Annotated in this window: 23 protein-coding genes; 11 read left to right on the forward strand and 12 right to left on the reverse strand. The window is 66.6% G+C overall.

Annotated elements, in window-relative coordinates:
• Positions 1 to 84: 84 nt before the first annotated feature.
• Genes GV001_RS04075 through GV001_RS04085 form a run of 3 tightly spaced genes read right to left on the reverse strand, consistent with a single transcriptional unit; the run spans position 85 to position 4,033 of the window.
• Positions 85 to 1,245 carry an iron-containing alcohol dehydrogenase gene (locus GV001_RS04075; protein WP_160078377.1) on the reverse strand — a complete coding sequence of 387 codons (1,161 nt, stop codon included), beginning with the start codon at positions 1,243 to 1,245 and terminating at the stop codon, positions 85 to 87.
• 16 nt (positions 1,246 to 1,261) lie between these two features.
• Complete coding sequence (locus GV001_RS04080; RefSeq protein ID WP_160078378.1) at positions 1,262 to 2,650, reverse strand: aldehyde dehydrogenase family protein; 1,389 nt, start codon at positions 2,648 to 2,650, stop codon at positions 1,262 to 1,264.
• A gap of 15 nt (positions 2,651 to 2,665) precedes the next feature.
• Positions 2,666 to 4,033, reverse strand: a complete 1,368-nt coding sequence (locus tag GV001_RS04085; RefSeq protein WP_160078379.1) for a glutamine synthetase family protein — start codon at positions 4,031 to 4,033, stop codon at positions 2,666 to 2,668.
• Between the two features lie 184 nt (positions 4,034 to 4,217).
• Here GV001_RS04085 and GV001_RS04090 point away from each other — a divergent pair, with 184 nt between their 5' ends.
• From GV001_RS04090 to dctP, 3 genes are all read left to right on the forward strand, one after another.
• Positions 4,218 to 4,727, forward strand: a complete 510-nt coding sequence (locus tag GV001_RS04090) for a TRAP transporter small permease subunit (protein ID WP_160078380.1) — start codon at positions 4,218 to 4,220, stop codon at positions 4,725 to 4,727.
• On the forward strand, positions 4,724 to 6,049 hold the full coding sequence (locus tag GV001_RS04095) for a TRAP transporter large permease subunit (RefSeq protein WP_160078381.1): 1,326 nt from the start codon (positions 4,724 to 4,726) through the stop codon (positions 6,047 to 6,049). Before GV001_RS04090 ends, GV001_RS04095 begins: the two co-directional genes overlap by 4 nt.
• Positions 6,050 to 6,188: 139 nt before the next feature.
• The gene (gene dctP, locus GV001_RS04100) at positions 6,189 to 7,241 is read left to right on the forward strand and encodes a TRAP transporter substrate-binding protein DctP (protein WP_160078382.1); all 1,053 of its coding nucleotides are present in this window, start codon (positions 6,189 to 6,191) and stop codon (positions 7,239 to 7,241) included.
• Between the two features lie 48 nt (positions 7,242 to 7,289).
• Here the strand turns inward: dctP and GV001_RS04105 are convergent, their stop codons facing one another.
• On the reverse strand, positions 7,290 to 8,414 hold the full coding sequence (locus GV001_RS04105) for a class I SAM-dependent methyltransferase (RefSeq protein ID WP_160078383.1): 1,125 nt from the start codon (positions 8,412 to 8,414) through the stop codon (positions 7,290 to 7,292).
• Between the two features lie 276 nt (positions 8,415 to 8,690).
• Here GV001_RS04105 and GV001_RS04110 point away from each other — a divergent pair, with 276 nt between their 5' ends.
• A complete protein-coding gene (locus GV001_RS04110; protein ID WP_160078384.1) occupies positions 8,691 to 9,467 on the forward strand; it encodes a ferredoxin--NADP reductase in 777 nt (258 codons plus the stop codon).
• An 81-nt stretch (positions 9,468 to 9,548) separates the two neighbouring features.
• Here GV001_RS04110 and mscL read toward each other — a convergent pair whose 3' ends face one another.
• From mscL to GV001_RS04125, 3 genes are all read right to left on the reverse strand, one after another.
• Positions 9,549 to 9,959, reverse strand: a complete 411-nt coding sequence (mscL, locus tag GV001_RS04115; protein ID WP_160078385.1) for a large-conductance mechanosensitive channel protein MscL — start codon at positions 9,957 to 9,959, stop codon at positions 9,549 to 9,551.
• Between the two features lie 110 nt (positions 9,960 to 10,069).
• Entirely contained in the window at positions 10,070 to 10,816 is a 747-nt protein-coding gene (locus GV001_RS04120) for an EAL domain-containing protein (protein WP_218582982.1), read from the reverse strand.
• A gap of 117 nt (positions 10,817 to 10,933) precedes the next feature.
• On the reverse strand, positions 10,934 to 11,188 hold the full coding sequence (locus GV001_RS04125) for a YdcH family protein (RefSeq protein WP_160078386.1): 255 nt from the start codon (positions 11,186 to 11,188) through the stop codon (positions 10,934 to 10,936).
• A gap of 160 nt (positions 11,189 to 11,348) precedes the next feature.
• Between GV001_RS04125 and GV001_RS04130 the strand changes: the two genes are divergently transcribed.
• Complete coding sequence (locus GV001_RS04130) at positions 11,349 to 11,627, forward strand: YdcH family protein (RefSeq protein ID WP_160078387.1); 279 nt, start codon at positions 11,349 to 11,351, stop codon at positions 11,625 to 11,627.
• A gap of 9 nt (positions 11,628 to 11,636) precedes the next feature.
• On the opposite strand, the gene GV001_RS04135 is transcribed toward GV001_RS04130, so the two are convergent.
• Positions 11,637 to 12,134 carry a GNAT family N-acetyltransferase gene (locus tag GV001_RS04135; RefSeq protein ID WP_160078388.1) on the reverse strand — a complete coding sequence of 166 codons (498 nt, stop codon included), beginning with the start codon at positions 12,132 to 12,134 and terminating at the stop codon, positions 11,637 to 11,639.
• 63 nt (positions 12,135 to 12,197) lie between these two features.
• Here GV001_RS04135 and GV001_RS04140 point away from each other — a divergent pair, with 63 nt between their 5' ends.
• The 3 genes from GV001_RS04140 to GV001_RS04150 all read left to right on the forward strand — a co-directional run bounded on the left by GV001_RS04140 (position 12,198) and on the right by GV001_RS04150 (position 15,375).
• A complete protein-coding gene (locus tag GV001_RS04140; RefSeq protein ID WP_160078389.1) occupies positions 12,198 to 13,679 on the forward strand; it encodes a lytic transglycosylase F in 1,482 nt (493 codons plus the stop codon).
• A gap of 60 nt (positions 13,680 to 13,739) precedes the next feature.
• Positions 13,740 to 15,104 carry a DNA repair protein RadA gene (radA, locus tag GV001_RS04145; RefSeq protein ID WP_160078390.1) on the forward strand — a complete coding sequence of 455 codons (1,365 nt, stop codon included), beginning with the start codon at positions 13,740 to 13,742 and terminating at the stop codon, positions 15,102 to 15,104.
• A 112-nt stretch (positions 15,105 to 15,216) separates the two neighbouring features.
• The gene (locus GV001_RS04150) at positions 15,217 to 15,375 is read left to right on the forward strand and encodes a hypothetical protein (protein WP_160078391.1); all 159 of its coding nucleotides are present in this window, start codon (positions 15,217 to 15,219) and stop codon (positions 15,373 to 15,375) included.
• A 76-nt stretch (positions 15,376 to 15,451) separates the two neighbouring features.
• On the opposite strand, the gene GV001_RS04155 is transcribed toward GV001_RS04150, so the two are convergent.
• From GV001_RS04155 to GV001_RS04165, 3 genes are all read right to left on the reverse strand, one after another.
• Positions 15,452 to 15,823: a PilZ domain-containing protein gene (locus GV001_RS04155; protein WP_160078392.1), complete on the reverse strand. Its 372-nt coding sequence runs from the start codon at positions 15,821 to 15,823 to the stop codon at positions 15,452 to 15,454.
• Positions 15,824 to 15,898: 75 nt separating this feature from the next.
• The gene (locus GV001_RS04160; protein ID WP_160078393.1) at positions 15,899 to 16,525 is read right to left on the reverse strand and encodes a response regulator transcription factor; all 627 of its coding nucleotides are present in this window, start codon (positions 16,523 to 16,525) and stop codon (positions 15,899 to 15,901) included.
• 10 nt (positions 16,526 to 16,535) lie between these two features.
• Positions 16,536 to 17,912 carry a cache domain-containing protein gene (locus GV001_RS04165; protein WP_160078394.1) on the reverse strand — a complete coding sequence of 459 codons (1,377 nt, stop codon included), beginning with the start codon at positions 17,910 to 17,912 and terminating at the stop codon, positions 16,536 to 16,538.
• Between the two features lie 219 nt (positions 17,913 to 18,131).
• On the opposite strand from GV001_RS04165, the gene GV001_RS04170 reads away from it, so the two are divergent.
• The 3 genes from GV001_RS04170 (at position 18,132) to yjiA (ending at position 21,623) form a co-directional block, all read left to right on the forward strand.
• A complete protein-coding gene (locus GV001_RS04170; protein ID WP_160078395.1) occupies positions 18,132 to 20,189 on the forward strand; it encodes a carbon starvation CstA family protein in 2,058 nt (685 codons plus the stop codon).
• A 56-nt stretch (positions 20,190 to 20,245) separates the two neighbouring features.
• On the forward strand, positions 20,246 to 20,449 hold the full coding sequence (locus tag GV001_RS04175; RefSeq protein WP_160078396.1) for a YbdD/YjiX family protein: 204 nt from the start codon (positions 20,246 to 20,248) through the stop codon (positions 20,447 to 20,449).
• Between the two features lie 196 nt (positions 20,450 to 20,645).
• Positions 20,646 to 21,623, forward strand: a complete 978-nt coding sequence (yjiA, locus tag GV001_RS04180; RefSeq protein ID WP_160078397.1) for a GTPase — start codon at positions 20,646 to 20,648, stop codon at positions 21,621 to 21,623.
• Positions 21,624 to 21,683: 60 nt separating this feature from the next.
• Here the strand turns inward: yjiA and glyA are convergent, their stop codons facing one another.
• Positions 21,684 to 22,937 carry a serine hydroxymethyltransferase gene (glyA, locus tag GV001_RS04185; RefSeq protein ID WP_160078398.1) on the reverse strand — a complete coding sequence of 418 codons (1,254 nt, stop codon included), beginning with the start codon at positions 22,935 to 22,937 and terminating at the stop codon, positions 21,684 to 21,686.
• Positions 22,938 to 22,998: the final 61 nt, after the last annotated feature.

Here is a 22,998-nt window from a genome sequence, read left to right on the forward strand (position 1 = left end):
GGGGCAGGTGCTACCCCCGCGGTTTCTGCGGCATGTCCGGCCGGGATCGTCCTTGCCGATCAGGCTGTTTTCGCCGGGCGCGCACTACAACTGCCCCTTGAGTGCGGCGCTGAACAGCGTCGCGCAGTCCGCCTCGCTGAGCGGTTGCGGGTTGCCGGCGGCGGAGGGGTCGACCACCGCCATCTGCGCAATCAGCGCGGTCTGGTTGTCGTCCACGCCCAGCTCGGCCAGGCTGTGCGGTACGCCGGTGTCGCGGCGCAGGTGCATGACCAGTTCGAGGAAACTGTCGAAGCCGGGGTTGAACAGGCCCAGGTAGGCGGCCAGGCGGGTAATGCGTTCCTCGATCACGCGGCGGTTGAACTTCAGCACATAGGGCATCAGTACCGCATTGGTCATGCCGTGGTGGGTGTCGTACAGCGCGCCGATCGGGTGGGCCAGGGCGTGCATGCCGCCCAGGCCCTTCTGGAAGGCGGTGGCGCCCATGGCGGCGGCGGCGAGCATGTCGGCGCGGGCGTCGAGGTCGTCCGGCGTCTTCACCGCGCGCACCAGGGCGCCGGCCACCAGGCGCATGCCTTCCACCGCGATGCCGTCGGCCAGCGGGTGGAAGCCCGGTGCGCAGTAGGCCTCCAGGCAGTGGGCGAAGGCATCCATGCCGGTGCCGGCGGTGATGAAGGCCGGCATGCCGACGGAGAGCGCCGGGTCGCTGATGACGATCCTCGGCATCATCTGCGGGTGGAAGATGATGCGCTTGGTGTGCGTGCGCTCGTCGGTGAGGATGCCGGCGCGGCCGACCTCCGAGCCGGTGCCGGCGGTGGTCGGCACGGCGATGATCGGCGCGATGCCCTTGGGGTCGGCGCGGGTCCACCAGTCGCCGATATCCTCGAAGTCCCATACGGGTCTGGTTTGCCCGCTCATGAAGGCGATCAGCTTGCCCATGTCCAGGCCGCTGCCGCCGCCGAAGGCGACCACCCCGTCGTGCTGGCCGGCGTGGTAGGCGGCCAGGCCGGCGGCCAGGTTGCTTTCCACCGGGTTCGGCTTCAGCTCGCTGAAGCAGGCGGCGCCCAGGCCGGCGGCCTGCAGCGCGGCGAGCGCGGCGGTGGTGATCGGCGCGCTGGCCAGGCCGCGGTCGGTGACCAGCAGCGGGCGCAGCATGCCCAGGCTGCGGCACAGCTCGGGCAGCTCCTGGATGCGGCCGACGCCGAAGCGTACCGAGGTGGGGTAGTTCCAGTTGGCGGTCTTGCTCATGGCGGGCTCCCTGAGGTCAGAGTTGATGACGCAGGTGGAAGGACTTGGGCCGGGTCAGGTGTTCGTAGCCGAGGCTGGACAGCGTGACACCGCGGCCGCTGTGCTTGACCCCGGTCCAGGCCAGGGCCGGGTCGAGGTAGTCGCAGCGGTTCATGAACACGGTGCCGGTGTCGAGCTGCCGGCCGATCTGTTCGGCGGCGTCCAGGTCGCTGCTCCAGATCGCCGCGCTGAGGCCATAGGGGCTGTCGTTCATCAGGGCGATGGCCTCGGCGTCGCCGGTCACCGGCATGATGCCGACCACCGGACCGAAGCTTTCCTGGCGCATCACCGCCATGTCGTGATTGACCTGCACCAGCACCTGCGGCGCCAGATAAGCGCTGCCGGGCGCGTCGGCGGCGAAACTCCTGGCATCGATCAGCGCCTTGGCGCCCTTGGCCTTGGCCTCGGCGATCTGCCCGCGAACGAACTCGGCCGCCGCGCTACGCACCAGCGGGCCGAGGGTGGTGGCCTCCTGCAGCGGGTTGCCCAATACGTATTGCTTGGTCAGCTCGACGAAACCCTCGACGAAGGCCGGGTACAGCGCCTTGTCCACATAGATGCGCTCGATGCCGCAGCAGCTCTGCCCGGAGTTGAAGAAGCTGCCGTCGACCAGGTTCTCCACCGCGTGGGCCAGGTTGGCGTCGCTGCGCACATAGGCCGGGTCCTTGCCGCCCAGTTCCAGGCCGACGCCGATGAAGTGCCCGGCAGCGGCGCTTTCCATCAGCCGGCCGCCTTCCACCGAGCCGGTGAAGTTGACCTGCTGCACATGCCCGGAGGCGATCAGGGTGGCGGTTTGGCCGTGGTCCAGCACCAGGTTGCGGAACAGCCCGTGGGGCAGGCCGGCGCGCTCGAAGGCCAGGGCGAAGCGCTCGCCGACCAGCAGGGTCTGGCTGGCATGCTTGAGCAGCACGGCGTTGCCGGCCATCAGCGCCGGGATGATGGCGTTCACCGCGGTCAGGTAGGGGTAGTTCCACGGCGCGATGACCAGCACCGTACCCAGCGGCTCGCGGCGGACATAGCGGCGAAAGCCGTCCTTCGGCGGCGGTACCACGTCGGCCAAGGCGCGGGCGGCAATGCCGACCATGTAGCGCGCGCGCTCCTCGAAGCCGCGCAGCTCGCCGGCGCCGTAGCGCACCGGGCGGCCCATCTGCCAGGCCAGTTCGGGGACTATCTGGTCGGCCATCGCCAGCATGGCTTCCACCGCCTTCAGGCAGTAGCCGGCGCGCTGCTCGATGCTCAGCTCGCGCCAGGCGCGCTGGGCTTGCCGGGCCTCGGCCAGGGCCTGCTCCAGCTGGCTGGAACTGGCATGGGGGCGTTCGGCATACAGGCTGCCGTCGACCGGGGAAATCAGGCGAATCGTGCTCATCGGTCTCTCCCCCGGCTAATAGCGTTCGAAGCCGCGGCGCAGCTCCCAGTCGGTCACCCGGCGGTCGTACTCGGACTGCTCCCAGCGCGCGGTGTGCAGGTAGTGCTCGATCACCTCGTCGCCGAAGGCCGCGCGCAGCATGGTCGAATGGGCCAGGGCAGCGGTGGCGCCGCGCAGGGTCTTGGCCACCTCGGGCAGCTCCTCGTGTTCGTAGGCATCGCCGGAGAAGGGCGGCGGCAGCTCCAGCTGCTCGTCGATGCCGGCCAGGCCGGCGGCGATCAGCGCGGCGAAGGCCAGGTAGGGGTTGAGGTCGGCGCCACCGATGCGGCATTCGATGCGGATGCCCTTGCCGCCTTCGCCGCACAGGCGAAAGCCGGCGGTGCGGTTGTCATTGCTCCACACCGCGCGGGTGGGGGCGAAGGTGCCAGCCTGGAAGCGCTTGTAGGAGTTGATGTAGGGCGCCAGGAAGTAGGTGATGTCGCTGGCGTACTTGAGCTGGCCGGCGACCCACTGGCGCATCAGCTTGGACATACCGAACTCGGCCTTGGCATCGAAGAACAGCGGCTTGTTGCCTTTCAGGCTCCACAGCGAGTTGTGCACGTGGCTGCTGGATCCGGCCAGGTTGTAGTTCCACTTGGCCATGAAGGTGATGGCCTTGCCCTGCAGCAGGGCGATCTCCTTGCAGGCGTGTTTGATCAGGCTGTGGTTGTCGGCCATGGTCAGGGCGTCGGCGTAGCGCACGTTGATTTCTTCCTGGCCCGGGCCCCATTCGCCCTTGGAGTTCTCCACGGCGATGCCGGCCGCCTGCAGGTGCTTGCGGATGGCGCGCAGCACCGGCTCGTCGCGGATGGTCTGCAGGATGCCGTAGTCCTCGATGTGGTAGTTGGCCGTGCGCGGCTCGCGATAGTGCTGGGCGTGGATGCTCTCGTAGCTCTGGTCGAACAGGTAGAACTCCAGCTCGGAGGCGAACATGCCCTGGTAGCCGCGCTCGGTCAGGCGGGCGATCTGCCGCTTGAGGATGGCCCGCGGGCTGTGCGGCAGGTCCTGGTGGTGGTGGTCCTGGACGTCGCACAGGACCAGGGCGGTGCCCTCCAGCCAGGGCACCAGGCGCAGGGTGGAGAGGTCGGGCTTGAACACGAAGTCGCCGTAGCCGCGTTTCCAGCTGGCGGCGGCATAGCCGGGCACCGGCTCCATGTCGATGTCGTCGGCCAGCAGGTAGTCGCAGCCGTGGGTTTCCTCGTGGGCGCTGTCGAGGAAGAACTCGATCTGGAAGCGCTTGCCGATCAGGCGGCCCTGCATGTCGACCATGCAGGCCAGGACGGTATCGACGGTGCCGGCTTCGGCGTGTTGGCGCAGCTGGGCCAGGGTGAGTGGGGCAGTCATCGCAGATCTCCGCATGCGCGGCCGCTACCGCGGCCTGTTGTTTTTGTGCTGTGCGTGAGCGAATCCCGCGGGCGGGATGCTTCTGACTCTAGTCGATTTTCCGCGCCTGCCTGGGCGGTCAGGTTGGCAAGTGACGAAGCTGGTCTAGGCTGTGCCAGATAGGGACAACTCGGCGGGCAGGTTCATGCACAAGGCAATCCGCGGATACGTGCGCGTGGTAGAGCGGGTCAATCGCGTGGTCGGTCGCGGCGCCATGTACCTGATCTTCGCCATCCTCGGCGTGCTGTTCTATTCCTCGCTGAGCAAGGTGGCGTTCGAACCGGCGATCTGGACCCTGGAGCTCGCGCAGTTCCTCATGGTCGCCTACTTCCTGCTGGGCGGCGCCTACTCCATGCAGCTCGACGGCCATGTGCGCATGGACCTGCTGTACAGCCGCTGGACCCTGCGCACCCGCGCCTGGGTCGATGTGCTGACCGTGGGCTTTCTGCTGTTCTATCTGGTGTTGCTGCTGTACGGCGGCATCTCCTCGACCTGGTATGCCTTCGAGTACGGAGAGACCAGCTACTCGGCCTGGTCGCCGCGCATGGCGCCGATCAAGGTGGTGATGTGCATCGGCGTGGCGCTGATGCTGCTGCAGGCGATTGCCACGCTGTTCAAGGACCTGGCCCACATCCGCGGGGAACCTATCGAATGAGCGAGTCGCCCATCGCCCTGCTGATGTTCTCCTCGATGATGCTGTTGCTGCTCACCGGCAAGCGGGTGTTCGGCGCCATCGGCTTCGTCGCGGCGGCGGCGGCCCTGTTGCTGTGGGGCGATGGCGGGGTGGAGCTACCGTTCAGTGCGGCGATGAAGCTGATGAAGTGGTACCCGCTGCTGACCCTGCCGCTGTTCGTGTTCATGGGCTACATGCTCTCCGAATCGGGCATCGCCGAAGACCTGTACCGCATGTTCCATGTGTGGATGGGGCCGCTGCATGGCGGGCTGGCCATCGGCACCATCCTGCTGATGGTGGTGATCTCGGCGATGAACGGCCTGAGCGTGGCCGGAATGGCCATCGGCGCCAGCATCGCCCTGCCCGAGCTGCTGCGGCGCGGCTACGACAAGATCATGGTCACCGGGGTGATCCAGGCCGGCAGCGCGCTGGGCATCCTAATCCCGCCCAGCGTGGTGCTGGTGCTGTACGGCATGATCGCGCGCCAGCCGGTCGGCCAGCTGTGGCTGGCCGGGGTATTTCCCGGCCTGCTGATGGCCGGCCTGTTCATCCTCTACATCGTCATTCGCTGCTGGATCAAACCGAGCATGGGCCCGGCGCTGCCGGCCGAGGAACGCGCGCAGATCAGCCTGGGCGACAAGGTGCGCCTGCTGCGCGCCGGGCTGATCCCGCTGTTCATCTTCTTCGCCATGACCGGCCTGTTCGTGCTCGGCTACACCAGCCTGGTGGAAAGCTCGGCGGTGGGCGCGGTGTCGGCGTTGCTGGCGGCCCTGGTCAAGGGCCGGCTGAGCCGCCAGGTGATGGAAGACACCCTGCGCAAGACCCTGGTCATCACCTGCATGTTCATGTGGATCATCCTCGCCGCCCTGTGCTTCGGCGCGGTGTTCGACGGCCTCGGCGCGGTCAAGGCGATCGAGAACCTGTTCGTCGGCAGCCTGGGCCTGGGGCCCTGGGAAATCCTCATCCTCATGCAGCTGTCGTTCATCCTGATGGGCATGTTCCTCGACGACACCGCCATGCTGGTGATCGTCGCGCCGCTGTACATCCCCCTGGTCGGCAGCCTGGGCTTCGACCTGGTGTGGTACGGCGTGCTCTATACCATCACCTGCCAGATGGCCTACATGACCCCGCCATTCGGCTACAACCTGTTTCTCATGCGGGCCATGGCACCCCCGGAAATCAACCTGCGCGACATCTATGCGTCGGTAACCCCCTTCGTCCTGGTCATGGTGCTGACCCTGGTGCTGGTGATGATCTTCCCGCAGATCGCCCTGTGGTTGCCGCAGTGGCACTACGGGCGTTGAACGCTTTCTAGCTTTCGGGGCGGCGCCTCCGGTTGTCTCTTGTGCGCGCGCTGACCTGGAAAACGGGACGGGCCCTGCCGGCCGGCCCGCAACGATGCGCAGGCTTGGCATCTGAGTCGACAGCCTTGGAGATGACAGCATGACTACGAGACGCAACTTCCTGAAAACCGCCGCCGTCACGGGGGGCGCGGTCGGCACCGCGGCCCTGGGCGCGGCGCATATCTATGCGGCCGAACCGAAGAAGATCACCTGGCGCCTGCAGACCTACGCCGGTGCGGCCCTGGCCGAGCATGTGATCAAACCCTCGATCGAGGCCTTCAACAAGGTCGCCGAGGGACAGATGGAAATCCAGCTGTACTTCGCCGACCAGCTGGTGCCGACCGGCGAGCTGTTCCGCGCCATGCAGAAGGGCACCATCGATGCGGTGCAGAGCGACGACGACTCGATCGCCGCGCCGGTGGACATCGCCGTGTTCGGCGGCTATTTCCCCTTCGCCAGCCGCTACAGCCTGGATGTGCCGGTGCTGTTCGAGCAGTACGGCCTGCGCAAGATCTGGGAGGAGGCCTACGCCGAGGTCAAGGGCGTGACCTGGCTCGGCGCCGGTTCCTGGGACCCGTGCAACTTTGCCACCGTGGAGCCGGTCAAGTCGCTGGCCGACCTCAAGGGCAAGCGCATCTTCACCTTCCCCACCGCCGGCAAGTTCCTCACCCGCTTCGGCATCATTCCGGTGACCCTGCCCTGGGAGGACGTCGAGGTGGCGATCCAGACCGGCGAGCTGGACGGCATCGCCTGGTCCGGCATCACCGAGGACTACACGGTGGGCTGGGCCAACGTCACCAAGTACTTCCTCACCAACAACATCTCCGGCGCCTGGATCGGCTCCTACTTCGCCAACTCGGACAAGTGGGCCGAGGTGCCGGACCCGCTCAAGACCCTGTTCAAACTGTGCATGGACAGCTCGCACTACTACCGCCAGCACTGGTACTGGGGCGGCGAGGCCAAGCTGCGGGTGGAAGGCGACAAGCTCAAGCTGACCACCATCCCCGCCGAGGAGTGGAAGACGGTGGAAGACGAGGCGCACAAGTTCTGGGAAGAGATCGCCAAGACCAGCCCGCGCTGCGCCAAGGTGGTGGAGATCTTCAAGCAGTACAACGCGCTGATGGAGAAGGCCGGGCCACCCTATCGCTACTGAGTGGCGCGACGCCGCCGGCAGCCGGGTGCTGCCGGCGGCGTCTTGCTGTCAGCGGGTCGCCTTGAGGATGACAAACTTGGGCGTCGCCGCCACCTGCTCCACGCCGCGGAACAGGCGCTTGAGCTTGGTGTGGTAGCCGAGGTGACGGTTGCCGACTATCCACAGCTCGCCGCCGGTCACCAGCGCCGCGCGGGCCTGCTGGAACATGCGCCAGGCGAGGAAGTCGCCGACCACCTGCTGCTGGTGGAAGGGCGGGTTGCACAGCACCAGGTCCAGCGATTGCTCCGGCTGCTCGGCCAGGCCGTCGCCTGCGCGGATCTGCACCGGGCGTTCACCCAAGGCCGCACGCCAGTTGTCGGCCGCCGACTGCACGGCCATGTAGGACTCGTCGACCAGGGTCAGCTGCGCCTCGGGGTTGCCCAGGGCGTAGACGATGGCGAGCACGCCGTTGCCGCAGCCGAGGTCGGCCACGCGCAGCGGCAGCAGGCTCTTGGGCAGGTGCGGGAGGAAGGCGCGGGTGCCGATATCGAGGCCCTCGCGGCAGAACAGGTTGGCCTGGTTGCTCAGTTCCAGCCTGGGTTTTTCCAGCAGATAGCGGGTCGGGTAGGGCGAGGTCGGCGCCGGCTTGGCCTGCGGCGTGGCGCTCAGCAGGCGCGCCTTCTTCACTGCCAGCGAAGCCTGCACCGGGCCGATGTACTGCTCCAGCAGGTCGCCGGCGCTGCGCGGCAGGTGCTTGAGCATGGCCCCGGCGATCACCCGGGCGCCGGGGGCGAGCCGGCCGTGCAGGCGGATCAGCTGTTCCTCCAGCAGGGCCAGGGTCTTGGGCACGCGGATCAGCACCAGGTCGAACGGCCCTGCAGCCGTCTCGCTGGCCGGCACGAAGGTGACGGCGTCCGCCGCCAGGCCATTGCGCGCCAGGTTCTTGTGCAGGGCCAGATGGCCCAGGTGCGAATCGCCGCTGCTGGTCACCCGGCAGTGCGGCGCCAGGCTGGCCGCCAGCGCGCCGAAGCCGTCGTTGAGCAGCAGCACGCGGGTATCGGCACTCAGGCCCTGCTCGTGCAGGTGGTTGAGCAGGTACTCGTCGGCCGCATCGAAGGCCTGCAACGGCTCGTTGGGCATCTCGGGCTGGCGGATCAGGTCGAGCTGGGCGAAGGGCGTGGCGAAAATGGGCATCGATAGTCGGTCGGCAAGGCGCTGTGGCAACCGGCGCATTGTCCGGGATGGGGCGGCAAATGTCTTGAGGCGCGATGGGCGGGCAGGCGAATGGCGGCTGCCCGCGCCCTTGCGGGAGCGGCTTTAGCCGCGAAAAGCCGCGCAGCTCGGAGGCGTCTATCGCGGCTAAAGCCGCTCTCACGAAGCGCGTGGCGCGCTTAAACCCTGCGATCTGGCGGTGTTTGTCCGCCGCGCTTTGCGCGAGACTGGTAGTCCACCCCGTTAGAGGAGTGCGTCATGACTGCCAGCGAAGACAAGTTCACCTGTCAGACGCTGACCGAGGTCAAGGTCTGGTCGCCGACCCTGTTCAGCCTGCGCTGCACCCGTGATCGAGGCTTGCGCTTTCGCGCCGGCCAGTTCGCCCGCCTCGGCGTGCGCAAGGCCAGTGGCTGCATCGTCTGGCGCGCCTATTCGATGGTTTCGGCGCCCCATGACGACTTCCTCGAGTTCTTCTCCATCGTCGTGCCGGGCGGCGAGTTCACCAGCGAGCTGAGCCGGCTCAAGGCTGGCGACACGCTGCTGGTGGACCGGCAGCCCTTCGGCTTCCTCACCCTCGATCGTTTTGCCGACGGCCGCGACCTCTGGCTGCTCGGCACCGGCACCGGGCTGGCGCCGTTTCTCTCGATCCTGCAGGACTTCGAGGCCTGGCAGCGCTTCGAGCGCATCGTCCTGGTCTACAGTGCGCGCACGGCCAGCGAACTGGCCTACCAGCAACTGATCGACGAACTGCCCCGGCGCGACTACCTGGCCGAGTACGGCCACAAGCTGACCTACCTGCCGACCGTCACCCGCGAGCAGCTGCCGGGTGCCCTGCATGGCCGGGTGACCACGCTGCTCGAAACTGGCGAGCTGGAGCGCGCCGCCGGCCTGGCGCTGGACCCGGCTCACTCGCGCATCATGCTCTGCGGCAACCCGCAGATGATTGAAGACACCCGCCAGCTGTTGAAGGCCCGCGACCTGCAGCTGAGCCTGACCCGCCGGCCGGGGCAGGTGGCAGTGGAAAATTATTGGTAAGCGAGCCGGGATGCGCAGGGCAGGGCCGGCGCAACGAAAAACGGCGCCAAAGGGCGCCGTATGGGGCTTTGCGGGCAGGACCTACTTGTCCTGCTGCGCCTTGAGCAGGTCGCGGATCTCGCCGAGCAGTTCCTGCTCCTTGGTCGGTGCTGGTGGGGCCTCGGGGGCGGCTGCTTCCTCGCGCTTGAGCTTGTTGATCGCCTTGACGCCCATGAAGATGGCGAAGGCGACGATCATGAAGTCGAGGATGGTCTGGAGGAACTTGCCGTAGCTCAGCACCACGGCCGGCAGGTCGCCCTCGGCGGCCTTGAGGGTGATGGCCAGGTCGGTGAAGTCGACCCCGCCGATCAGCAGGCCGATCGGCGGCATGATCACGTCGCCGACGAAGGAACTGACGATCTTGCCGAAGGCCGCGCCGATGATGATGCCCACGGCCATGTCGACCACGTTGCCCTTCATGGCAAAGGCTTTGAATTCGCTGACGATGCTCATGCTTCACTCCCTGAGATTGCTGGTTACGCGTCGAGTTTACTTGACTTGCCCGGCGCTGCCAGCCGCATTGGCAAGCCGCTGGTTGCTGCTACTGCGCCAGAAGCAGCCGGCTAGTGCGGATAGTTCACCGCCGGCAGGGTCTCGAAGCCGGGCTTGGCCAGCAGGTAGCCCTGGAACAGCTCGACGCCCATGTCCTGCAGAGTCTGCAGTTCGGCCTGGGTCTCGATGCCTTCGGCAATCACCCGCACCTTGAGCTTGCGGCACATGTCCAGGGTCGACTCGACGAGGATCTGGCGCACGCTGTCGCGGTCGATGTTGCGGATCAGCTCCATGTCCAGCTTGATCAGGTCGGGCTGGAAGTCGGCGAGCAGGTTGAGCCCGGCATAACCGGCGCCAAAGTCGTCGATGGCGGTCATGAAACCCTGCTTGCGATAGGCCAGGAGGATGCCGCAGAGGTGGTCGATATCCAGCACCTGCTCCTGCTCGGTGACCTCGAAGATGATCCTGTCGAGGGGGAAGTTGAAGCGCTGCGCGGCCTCCAGGGTGGCGCGGATACAGGTTTCCGCCTTGTACACGGCATTGGGCATGAAGTTGATCGAGACCATGGCCGGCACCTGCAGGCGCGCAGCCAGTTCCACGGCCTTGATCCGGCAGCTCTGGTCGAAGGCGTAGAGGTTTTCCGCCGTGACCCTGCCCAGCAGGCTGCCGGCCGATTCGCCGTTGACCCCGCGCACCAGGGCTTCATGGGCGAAGACCTGGCGCCGCGCGACGTCGACGATGGGCTGGAAGGCCATGCTGATCGGGAAGTCCAGTCCCTTGCCTTCACGGCAAGCGGAACAGCCTGGAAAGTTCGTCATGGGTGGTTCTCATAATGGAGGCCAGCCAAGATAAGCAAAAAACCTCTCGGCTGTCTCGCTCGGCGCGGGCTCGGCAATTGAGCCAGGATGGGCTTTCGGCATCTTGCCTGCCCCGGCCTAGTCCGCGGCGCCGTTGGCCTTGCGCAGGCGCTCGGCGATCTGGTCCTTGAGGATGACCCGTTGGTTCTTCAGGGCTTGCAGGGCCAGGTCATCCGTCGCCTGGCGACCGTCTTCCACTTCATAGATGCGCTTGTCCAGTGCCTCGTAGTTCTGCGCCATTTGCGCGAACTGGGCGTCGCTGGCATGCAGGGCCTGCAGTTGCTGGCGGTATTCGGGGAACTCGCGGGACAGGGGATGGTGTTCGAGGGGCATGGCGGTCACTCCCGGTTGAGGGTTCGTCTTTTCAGACTAGCTCAGTGGCCGCGGCGCAGGTGGCCGCCCGGCGGGACGCCCGATGTGCCGTTGACCGGGGTCAATGGCCGCCGGGCGCCGGCCCGCTAGGGTAGAGGTCCCCAACTGAGGAGCGTTGTTCATGCATGTCGATCACCACCCGCTGATCAAGGATTTCCCCGAACTGCGCGCCGAGCTGCAGCGCCTGCGCCAGGACGATGAGCATTTCTCGCGCCAGAGCGATGAGTATGAGGCGCTGGACAAGCGCATCTGCCGCATCGAAGACGGCATCGAGCTGCTCGACGACGCGGCCCTGAACCAGCTCAAGCAGGGCCGGGTCGCGCTCAAGGACGACCTGGCGCGCCAGCTGAAGATCGCCGCCGGGCAGTGCTGCGGCTGCGGCAACGGCTGCGGCGCCTGATCTGCTGGGTCAATGCCGCTGCTGTTCGAGTCGATAGGTCAGCAGACCTGGCTGTGCCGGGTCTGCTGCCTGCATGACGGCACGTAGCGGCAGCTGGCTCAGCACCTTGTGCCAGAACTGCCGGGCCATGCTGTCCTGCTGGTAGAAACTGACCACCCAGCTGCCTCCGCCGGCGACCATCACCTGCTCCACCAGAGCCCGGCCGATGCCCAGGCGGCGGTACTTCTTGAGGATGAACAGGTCGGCGAACTCCAGGGCATCGACGCCCGGCAGCTCGCTGCGCTCGATCAGCAGGAAACCGGCGATGAAACCGTCCACCAGAATTAGCTGCGCGCTCCAGTCGGCCTCCTGCCAGTAGCGCTGCAGGTGCGGCGCATGGATATAGAAGCGGCCGTCGACCTCGACATCCTCCTGCTCCCAGTCCGAGGACTCGTAGGCGTAGAACTGGTAGAGGTTGGCGATCAGCGGTAGCTGGTCAATGCTGGTAGGTAGGAGTTCGATCTGCAAAGTGCGGGCCCTCGCTCAATAGGGCCATTATCACCCGCTGCGCTTACCCCGGGGAGAACGGCGATGAAGAGGATTGTGCTTGGGCTGCTGTGCCTGCTGGCCTGGCCGGTGCTGGCGCAGAGTGCTGAGGATGTGCTGCCGCCGGCCCAGCTGAGCGCCGCGGAGAAGTCCGAGGTGGACGCCATGGTGCTGCCGGTGCCGCCGGCCTGGATCGGCGACCTGGATGGCATGCGCGCCAGCCGCACCGTGCGCATCCTGGTGCCCTACAGCAAGACGTTCTACCTGGTCGATCGCGGCCATCAGGAAGGAGTGGTCTATGAGTACGGCAAGGCTTTCGAGAAGTGGCTCAACCAGCACCGCGCGCTGGACCAGAAGGCGCAGCGCTGGCAGGTGATGTTCATCCCCACTGCGCGCAACGAGTTGCTGCCCAAGCTGCTGGCCGGGCACGGCGACATCGCTGCCGGCGGCCTGACCCAGACCGAGGGCCGGCTGCAGACGGTGGATTTCAGCGATCCGGCCTATGGCGACGTGCATGAGGCCATCGTCACCGGGCCGGGCGCGCCCAAGCTCGAGCGCATCGAGGATCTGGCCGGGCAGGAAGTCTACGCGCGGCCGTCGAGCAGTTACTTCGAACACCTGGTCGAGCTCAACCGGCGCTTCAAGGAGCAGGGGCTGGAACCGGTAAAGATCATGCCGGCCAACGAGAACCTGGAGACCGAGGATCTGCTGCAGATGGTCAATGCCGGGCTGTTTGGCATCACCGTGGCCGATCGCTATATCGCCCAGCTGTGGCAGCCGCTGTACAGCGACCTGAAGATTCACGAGGGGTTCTACCTGCACACCGGCGGCAAGCTGGGCTGGGCGCTGCGCAAGAACAGCCCGCAGTTGCTGCAGGCGCTGAATGCCTTCAACAAGGAGCACAAGATCGGCAGCGAATTCGGCAACATCATGCTGCGGCGCTACTTCAAGAACAGCAAGCGCGTGCTCAACGCCACCTCCGAAGGCGAGATGCGCAAGTTCAACGCTCTCGTAGACCTGTTCGAGAAGCACGCCGACATCTATGAATTCGATCACCTGTTGCTGATGGCCCAGGGCTTCCAGGAGTCGCAGCTGGATCAGGGCGCGCGCAGCCGCGCCGGGGCGGTGGGGGTGATGCAGTTGCTGCCGAGCACCGCCAAGGAAATCGGCGTGAGCGGTGTCGAGAGCAGCGCCGACCGCAATATCGAGGCCGGCAGCAAGTACCTGCGGCTGATCTCCGATACCTACCTCAAGGATGAGGAGATCACCCCGGTCAATCGCCTGCTGCTGAGCTTCGCCGCCTACAACGCCGGCCCCGGCAACCTGATGAAGTTCCGCCGCCTGGCGGAGAAGTCGGGGCTCGATCCGAACGTCTGGTTCGGCAACGTCGAGCAGGCCGCCGCCCGCATCATCGGCCGCGAGACGGTGGATTACGTGGGCAACATCTACAAGTACTACGTGGTCTACAAACTGGCCGCGCAGAAGCAGCGCGAGCGTCAAGCCGCCAGCCAGGCCAAGGACTCCTGAGCACCCAGCGGGACAGCAGGCGCGTTATCATCGACGCTTTTCCTGTGGGCGGAGATCTCCATGGCCAAGGCCAAGCGCATGTATGGCTGCACCGAGTGCGGCGCCACCTTTCCCAAGTGGGCCGGGCAGTGCGGCGAGTGCGGGGCCTGGAATACCCTGGTCGAAACCGTGCTGGAAAGCGGCGCAGCCACCCCCAGCGGGCGCGGCGGCTGGGCCGGGCAGCAGGCGCAGATCAAGACCCTGGCCGAGGTCAGCGTCGAGGAAGTGCCGCGCTTCTCCACCGTTTCCGGCGAGCTGGACCGGGTGCTCGGCGGCGGCCTGGTGGACGGCTCTGTGGTGCTGATCGGCGGCGACCCCGGCATCGGCAAGTCGACCATCCTGCTGCAGACCCTGTGCAATATCGCCCAGCGCCTGCCGGCCCTGTATGTCACCGGCGAAGAATCCCAGCAGCAGGTGGCCATGCGCGCGCGGCGCCTGGAACTGCCGCAGGACCGGCTCAAGGTGATGACCGAGACCTGCATCGAGTCGATCATCGAGGTGGCGCGGCGTGAGCAGCCCAAGGTGATGGTGATCGACTCGATCCAGACCATCTTCACCGAGCAGCTGCAGTCCGCCCCCGGCGGCGTGGCCCAGGTCCGCGAGAGTGCGGCGCTGCTGGTGCGCTTCGCCAAGCAGAGCGGCACGGCGATCTTCCTGGTCGGCCATGTGACCAAGGAAGGCGCCCTGGCCGGCCCGCGGGTGCTGGAGCATATGGTCGACACCGTGCTGTATTTCGAGGGCGAGTCCGACGGCCGCCTGCGCCTGCTGCGCGCGGTGAAGAACCGCTTCGGCGCGATCAACGAGCTGGGCGTGTTCGGCATGACCGACAAGGGCCTCAAGGAGGTCACCAACCCCTCGGCGATCTTCCTCACCCGCGCCCAGGAAGCGGTGCCCGGCAGCGTGGTGATGGCCACCTGGGAAGGCACCCGGCCGATGCTGGTGGAAGTGCAGGCGCTGGTCGACACCAGCCATATGGCCAACCCGAAACGAGTCACCCTGGGCCTGGACCAGAACCGCCTGGCCATGCTGCTGGCCGTGCTGCACCGCCACGGCGGCATCCCCACCTACGACCAGGACGTGTTTCTCAACGTGGTCGGCGGGGTCAAGGTGCTGGAAACGGCGTCGGACCTGGCGCTGATGGCGGCGGTGATTTCCAGCCTGCGCAACCGTCCGCTGCCCCACGATCTGCTGGTGTTTGGCGAGATCGGCCTTTCCGGCGAGATCCGCCCGGTGCCGAGCGGCCAGGAGCGGCTGAAGGAGGCGGCCAAGCACGGCTTCAAGCGCGCCATCGTGCCCAAGGGCAATGCGCCCAAGGAGGCGCCGGCCGGTTTGCAGGTGATTGCCGTGACGCGCCTGGAGCAGGCGCTGGATGCACTGTTCGAGTGATGCCCCTGCGGCGCTCTGTCGCTGGGGGTGGCCGAGCGCGCTTGTCGCAGATCAATCTTTCGCTAACAGGCGAGGAGGAGCATGGGGCCATGTTTTTAATGGAGATGTTGCCATGTTCCTGTTCTTCGACTTTTTCGCCAGAACCCTCAACAGCGACTCGGCGCAGCCTTGCGATCGTGCCGAGGAGCGCCGTGAAGCGAGCATAGTGTCGCGGCGGGTGTTGACCCGGCGGGCGCACCAGCAGGCGCAGCAGGTCGCGCGCAAGCACTGATAACTTAGCCCGGCGTGCATCCGGGCCAGACATGCAAAGGGCGCCGTTTGGCGCCCTTTGCATTGAAATCTCAGCTCTAGTCTCCCTCGCCCAGCGCGGCCAGCTCGCGCTCCAGCAGGCTCTCGTCGCCGAGGTTGAGCTCCACCAGGCGGCGCAGGTGGCTGATCGACTCCAGGTCGATATGCCGGCAGACGAAGCCAAGCAGCTCGTCACGGGTGCGGGTCAGCACCACTTCCATCTGCAGGCGGGTTTCGCTGTCGAGGCTGATGGTGGCGTTGAACGGCTGGTCCGGATCACCGTTCCAGTCGCGCGGGCGTTTCACCAGCAGGCCCTTGAGCGACAGGTCATGCAGTTCCACCGTCCACCGCCGCTCGCCCTGGGCAAGCTCGGTGGCGGCGTCGAAGGCGATGCGCTGGAAGCGCCGACGCTCGGTACGGGTGTCACTCATTGCGGGATTCCTCTGCGGTTTTGTCCACTATAGCCAAGCCTGCGCCTCGGTGCCGCCAGTAGATGAGCCCGGTGCTCAGGGCTGGGTGATGGTCAGCGCGTACTTCATCAGCGCCGCCGAACCGTCGATGTTCAGCTTGCGGCGGATGCTCAGCCGGTGGGTTTCCACCGTGCGCACGCTGATCTCGAGCTCGCGGGCCATGGCCTTGCTGTCCAGGCCGCGGGCGAGCATCTGCAGGATCTGCACCTCGCGCGGGCTGAGGCTGTGCGACTCCTGGCTCTGGTCGGCCAGTCGGCGGGCGATGTCCGAGCTGTAGAAGGTGCCGCCGGCGGCGATGGCGGCAATGGCGGCGATGATTTCCCGCGAGGGGGCATCCTTCAGCACATACCCGCGGGCGCCGGCGCGGATCGAGCTGCGCACGTACTCGAGGTTGTCGTACATGCTGAGGATCAGCACCCGGACGCCGGGGTGCTGCTGGCTGAGGGTGCGGGTCAGCTCCAGGCCGGTGCTGTCCTTCAGGCCTATGTCGACCAGCAGCACGTCCGGCTGTACCCGTTCGAGTAGGTCGAGGGCCTCGGCGGCGCTTTGTGCTTCGCCCACCACCTCGAACTGCGGTATCACGCCGAGCAGGGCGCGGATGCCGTCACGGATCAGGGCGTGATCGTCGACGAGGGCGATCCGCGTCGGGGGGGCGGAGGTCATAGGGCGGCCCTTAGGTCGGGAGCGACAGTTCGGCGGCGCGGCTGGCCGGGACGGGCAATAGTACACGCATCCCGGTCTGCCCAGAGTTGGACGAAAGGCTGAACTGGCCGCCGAGGTGCTCGACCCGCTCGCGGATGTTGCGCAGGCCGATGCCGCCAGGCATCTGCTCGATCTTGCGCGGGTTGAAGCCGACACCGTCGTCCTGTACCCGCAGCTGCACGCCCAGCGCGTCGGCGTCGAGGTCGATATGCACGGTGCTGGCCCGGGCATGCCGTTCGATATTGGTCAGTGCCTCCTGCACGATGCGAAACAGCGCGACCGCGGTGGCGTCGGGCAACTGGGCAGCGGCCAGCCGGTTGCGGTAGATCACCGCCAGGCCGCAGCGCTGCTCGAATTCCGTGGCCAGCTGGCCGATGGCGGCCGGCAGGCCGAGGGTGTCGAGCAGCGAGGGGCGCAGGTCGTGGGAGATGCGGCGGATCTCGCCGATGGCACCACCCAGGCGCTCGGTGGCCTGGCGCAGGGTGGCGAGGCCGCTGGCGCTGCCTGTTTCCAGCTCATGCTCGGCCAGCTCGAACTGGAACTTGATCGACACCAGCAGCTGGCTGATGCCGTCGTGCAGCTCCCGGGAAACCCGCGAGCGCTCCTCCTCCTGCAGGCTGATGAGGCGCTGGTTGAGCGCCTGCAACCTGCTGTCGGCCAGCCGGTGCTCCTCGATGCTCAGGGTCAGGCCGCCGCCGAACACCAGCAGGACCGCGATCAGCGCCACGCTGGCGATGGCCCACATGGTGGTGAAGATGCCGCCTTCGACCTCGGCGCGCACCTGGCTGGTCGCGCGCTCGACATCCTCCAGGTAGATGCCGGTGCCGAGCATCCAGCCCCAGCCCTCCAGCATCACCACGTAGGCCAGCTTGTCGGTCTCCTGGCCGCTGGAGGGTTTGCGCCAGGCATAGCGCTGGAAGCCGTCCCCGCTCGTGGCGCTTTTCAGCAACGCCTGCACGGCGGGCAGGCCGTGGGCGTCGGTCATGCTCCACAGGTCCTTGCCCACCAGCTCGGCCTGCCGCGGGTGCATCAGGTTGCGGCCCTTGGCGTCGTAGACGAAGAAGTAGCCGTCCTGGCCGAAGTTGATCTTGGCCAGCGTCTCCAGGGCCTGCCGCTGCGCCCGGGCATCGCCGCGGCCGCCGGCATGCAGCGGGGCGATGACGCTCAGCGCCAGGGCGACGTAGTTCTTCAGTTCGGCCCGCTTGCTGGAAAGGATGGCGCTTTCGATCAGTTGCGCCTGCTGCTCGCCCAGCCTCTGGTTCTGCACGATGACCAGCGCGCAGATGACCGCCACGGCCAGCAGCATCGGCAAGATACCGAGGGCGACGATCTTGTGCTTGAGTTGCATAGGGGCTCCTCGTGGAAACGGCGCCGGAGGGATGGCTGGCAGTACCGGCGCAGCTGGCCGCTGGCGCGGCTACGTAGTGCTACGTAGTGGCCCTGAGTAGCTCTGCGAATACCGCTGGCTGGGTGTTGCGCGGATAGTAGCAAGGCTCCGTCTGCGGAGCGCGCACTCCAATAACAATAGCGCCGTAGGCCGACCCGGCCCGACGGCAGGAGAACTTAAATGCCTCGTTTGCTCAGTCAGATCGGCTGGTTTGCCTTGGCGGTGCTGGGCGCCAGCGCCCTGGGCGTCGTCGCCCTGCGCCGCGGCGAAGCGATCAACGCCTTGTGGATAGTGGTGGCCGCGGTGGCCCTCTATCTGGTCGCTTACCGTTACTACAGCCTGTTCATCGCCACCAAGGTGATGCAATTGGACCCGCACCGGGCCACGCCGGCGGTGCTCAACAACGACGGTCTGGACTTCGTGCCGACCAACAAACACGTGCTGTTCGGCCACCACTTCGCCGCCATCGCCGGCGCCGGCCCGTTGGTCGGCCCGGTGCTCGCCGCGCAGATGGGCTACCTGCCCGGCACCCTGTGGCTGATCGCCGGGGTGGTGCTGGCCGGTGCGGTGCAGGACTTCATGGTCCTGTTCCTCTCCACCCGGCGCAACGCCCGCTCGCTGGGCGACATGGTGCGCGAGGAGATGGGCCGCATCCCGGGAACCATCGCCCTGTTCGGCTGCTTCCTGATCATGATCATCATCCTCGCGGTGCTCTCGCTGATCGTGGTCAAGGCCCTGGCGCACAGCCCCTGGGGCATGTTCACGGTGATCGCGACCATCCCCATCGCCATGTTCATGGGCATCTACATGCGCTACCTGCGCCCCGGGCGGATCGGCGAGATCTCGCTGATCGGCGTGGTGCTGTTGCTGGCCTCGATCTGGCTGGGTGGGGTGATCTCCCAGGACCCGTACTGGGCGGCGGCATTCACCTTCACCGGTGAGCAGATCACCTGGATGCTGGTCGGCTACGGCTTCGTCGCCGCCGTGCTGCCGGTGTGGCTGATCCTCGCGCCGCGCGACTACCTGTCGACCTTCCTCAAGATCGGCACCATAGTCGCCCTGGCCATCGGCATCCTGATCCTCGCCCCTGAGCTGAAGATGCCGGCGCTGACCCAGTTCACCGACGGCAGCGGCCCGGTGTGGAAAGGCGCGCTGTTCCCCTTCCTGTTCATCACCATCGCCTGTGGCGCCGTTTCGGGCTTCCATGCCCTGATCAGCTCGGGCACCACGCCCAAGCTGCTGGCCAGCGAGAGCCATGCGCGCTACATCGGCTACGGCGGCATGCTGATGGAATCGATGGTGGCGATCATGGCCATGGTCGCCGCCTCGATCATCGAGCCGGGTGTGTACTTCGCCATGAACAGCCCGCCGGCGATCGTTGGTGCCGATGTCGCCAGCGTGGCTGCGGCGGTCAGCGGCTGGGGCTTCGCCATTACCCCGGAGGCGCTGGAAACCGTGGCCCGCGATATCGGCGAGACCACCATCCTGGCCCGTGCCGGCGGCGCGCCGACCCTGGCCGTGGGCATCGCGCAGATCCTCCATCAGGTGCTGCCGGGTGAGAACACCATGGCCTTCTGGTACCACTTCGCCATCCTGTTCGAGGCGCTGTTCATCCTCACCGCGGTGGATGCCGGCACCCGTGCCGGGCGCTTCATGCTGCAGGACCTGCTCGGTACCTTCGTCCCGGCGCTCAAGCGCACCGAGTCCTGGGGCGCCAACGTGCTGGCCACCGCCGGCTGCGTGGCGCTGTGGGGCTACCTGCTGTATCAGGGCGTGATCGACCCGCTGGGCGGCATCAACACCCTGTGGCCGCTGTTCGGCATCTCCAACCAGATGCTGGCCGGCATCGCCCTGATGCTGTGCAGCGTGGTGCTGATCAAGATGAAGCGCCAGCAGTACGTCTGGGTCACCCTGCTGCCGGCGGCCTGGCTGCTGATCTGCACCACCACGGCGAGCCTGATCAAGCTGTTCGATGCCAACCCGGCCGTCGGCTTCCTGGCCCTGGCCAGCAAGTATGAGGCGGCCCTGGCCACCGGCCAGGTGCTGGCGCCGGCCAAGGACCTGGCGCAGATGCAGAACGTGATCATGAACGCCTACACCAACGCGGGGCTCAGCGTGCTGTTCCTGGTGGTGGTGTTCAGCGTGCTGTTCTATGCGCTGAAAGTCGGCCGCGCGGCCTGGATTCGTCCGGACCGCAGCGACAAGGAAACCGCGTTCAAGGCCATGCCGGACGTCTGAGTGCTTGGCGCGCCGGGCCTGCGGGCTGGCCCGGCAGCGTCAAAAGGAGGTGTCGCGTGTTCAATGATCTCAGCCGCATGGGCAAGTACCTCGGGCAGGCCGCGCGCATGCTGGTGGGCATGCCCGACTACGACACCTATGTCGAACACATGCAGGCCCAGCACCCGGACCAGCCGGTGATGAGCTACGAGGCGTTCTTCCGTGAGCGCCAGGAAGCCCGGTATGGCGGTGGCAAGGGGCGCCCGGTGCGCTGTTGCTAGCCTGCGGGGCGTAAGCGCGTAGGTTGGGTTGAGGCGCGCAGCGCCGAAGCCCAACGCCAGCACGGAGCAAGCTATTGTCGGTGCCTGGCGATTCGCTCGTTGGGCTTCGCTGCGCTCGACCCAACCTACGGCCTAACCGGCGGAAATACACCACGCGCCACGCCAGTCGTGGCGCGCTTCGTCTTCAGGAGTCGTAATGTCCCAACCCATCCCCGTCACCGTGCTCAGCGGCTTTCTCGGTGCCGGCAAGACCACCCTGCTCAAGCATCTGCTGCTGGCCGAACATGGCCTGAAACTGGCGGTGATCGAGAACGAGTACAGCGCCACGCCGATCGACGGCCAGCTGCTCGGCGGCGCGCCGGTGGAGGTCATGACCCTGGCCAACGGCTGCGTCTGCTGCTCGATCCATGTCGAACTGGAAAAGGCCCTGTACCTGCTGCTGGACAAGCTGGATGCCGGCGAACTGGCCTTCGACCGCCTGGTGATCGAGTGCACCGGCCTGGCCGACCCGGCGCCGGTGGCGCAGACCTTCTTCGCCGACGCCGAGCTGTGCGAACGCTATGTGCTGGACGGCATCCTCACCCTGGTGGATGCGGCCAACGCCGAGCGCCACCTGCAGGAAACCATCGCCCAGGCCCAGGTCGGTTTCGCCGACCGCATTCTGCTGAGCAAGACCGACCTGGTGGATGCCGCCCACATCGAGGCGCTGAGCAGGCGCCTGCAGCGGATCAACCGCCGCGCGCCGATTCGGCGGGTCGAGCACGGGTGCATCGACCTGGCCGAGCTGCTGGATATCCGCGGCTTCAACCTCAATGCCGACATCGCCCCGGCGCCGAGCCTGCGCCCGCTGCTGCCCGCAGCGGCCGCGCCGGACCGCATCGCCACCCTGGTGCTGCAAAGCGATAAGCCGCTGGATCTGGGCCGGCTCAGCGCCTTCATGGAAAACCTGCTGGAGCAGCACGGCAACTCGCTGCTGCGCTACAAGGGCGTGCTGAACATCGCCGACGAGGAGCGGCGCATGGTGTTTCAGGGCGTGCTGCGCCTGTACGGCTTCGACTTCGACAGCCCGTGGCAGGTGGGCGAGACGCGCGCGAGCGTGATCGTGTTCATCGGCGACAACCTGCCGGAGGACGAGATCCGCGCCGGCTTCGCCGCCGTCGAGCAGTCGGGGTGAGGAAACGGCAGAAACGAAAAAGCCCGGCGGATGCCGGGCTTTTTCTTGTCGCGCTGGCGCTTAGTTGCCGTACACCGGCAGCTTGGCGCAGACGGCCTTGACTTTCTCGCGCACGGCGTCGACCACCGACTCGTCGCCCATGTTCTGCAGGATGTCGCAGATCCAGCCGGCCAGCTCGCGGCACTCGGCTTCGCCGAAACCACGGGTGGTCACGGCCGGAGTACCGATACGCAGGCCGGAGGTGACGAAAGGCGAGCGCGGGTCGTTCGGCACGCTGTTCTTGTTCACGGTGATGTAGGCGCGACCCAGGGCGGCGTCGGCGTCCTTACCGGTGATGTCCTGCTTGATCAGCGACAGCAGGAACAGGTGGTTCTGGGTGCCACCGGAAACCACGTCGAAACCGCGCTCGATGAACACCGCGGCCATGGCCTGGGCGTTCTTCACCACCTGCTGCTGGTAAGCCTTGAACTCGGGCTGCAGGGCTTCCTTGAAGCACACGGCCTTGGCGGCGATGACGTGCTCCAGCGGGCCGCCCTGGCCGCCCGGGAAGACGGCGGAGTTGAGCTTCTTCTCGATCTCTTCGTTGGCCTTGGCCAGGATCAGGCCGCCACGCGGACCGCGCAGGGTCTTGTGGGTGGTGGTGGTAACCACGTCGGCGAACGGCACCGGGTTCGGGTACACGCCGGCAGCGACCAGGCCGGCCACGTGGGCCATGTCGACGAACAGGTAGGCACCGACCTTGTCGGCGATGGCGCGGAAGCGGGCGAAGTCCAGCACCTGGGAGTAGGCGCTGAAGCCGGCGATGATCATCTTCGGCTTGTGCTCGACAGCCAGGCGCTCGACTTCGTCGTAGTCGATCAGGCCGGCGTCGGTGATGCCGTACTGCACGGCGTTGTACATCTTGCCGGAGAAGTTGACGCTGGCACCGTGGGTCAGGTGGCCACCGTGGGCCAGGCTCATGCCCAGCACGGTGTCGCCCGGCTTGACCAGGGCCTGGAACACCGCGGCGTTGGCCTGGGAGCCGGCGTGCGGCTGGACGTTGGCGTAGTCGGCGCCGAACAGCTGCTTGGCGCGGTCGATGGCCAGCTGCTCGACGATGTCGACGTACTCGCAGCCGCCGTAGTAGCGCTTGCCCGGGTAGCCTTCGGCGTACTTGTTGGTCAGCACGCTGCCCTGGGCTTCCATCACCGCCGGGCTGGTGTAGTTCTCCGAGGCGATCAGCTCGATGTGATGTTCCTGGCGCTGGGCTTCTTGCTCCATCGCGGCAAACAGGTCGGCGTCGAAACGGGCGAGGGTCAAATCACGGCTGAACATGGCGGTCCTCTGCGGAGCGGTGCGGGAAAAAGGTGCGCATTCTAACCCATACGCCTGGTAC

Origin of the sequence: Pseudomonas sp. 8AS (genome assembly GCF_902506505.1) — a bacterium.
Taxonomy (GTDB): Bacteria; Pseudomonadota; Gammaproteobacteria; order Pseudomonadales; family Pseudomonadaceae; genus Aquipseudomonas.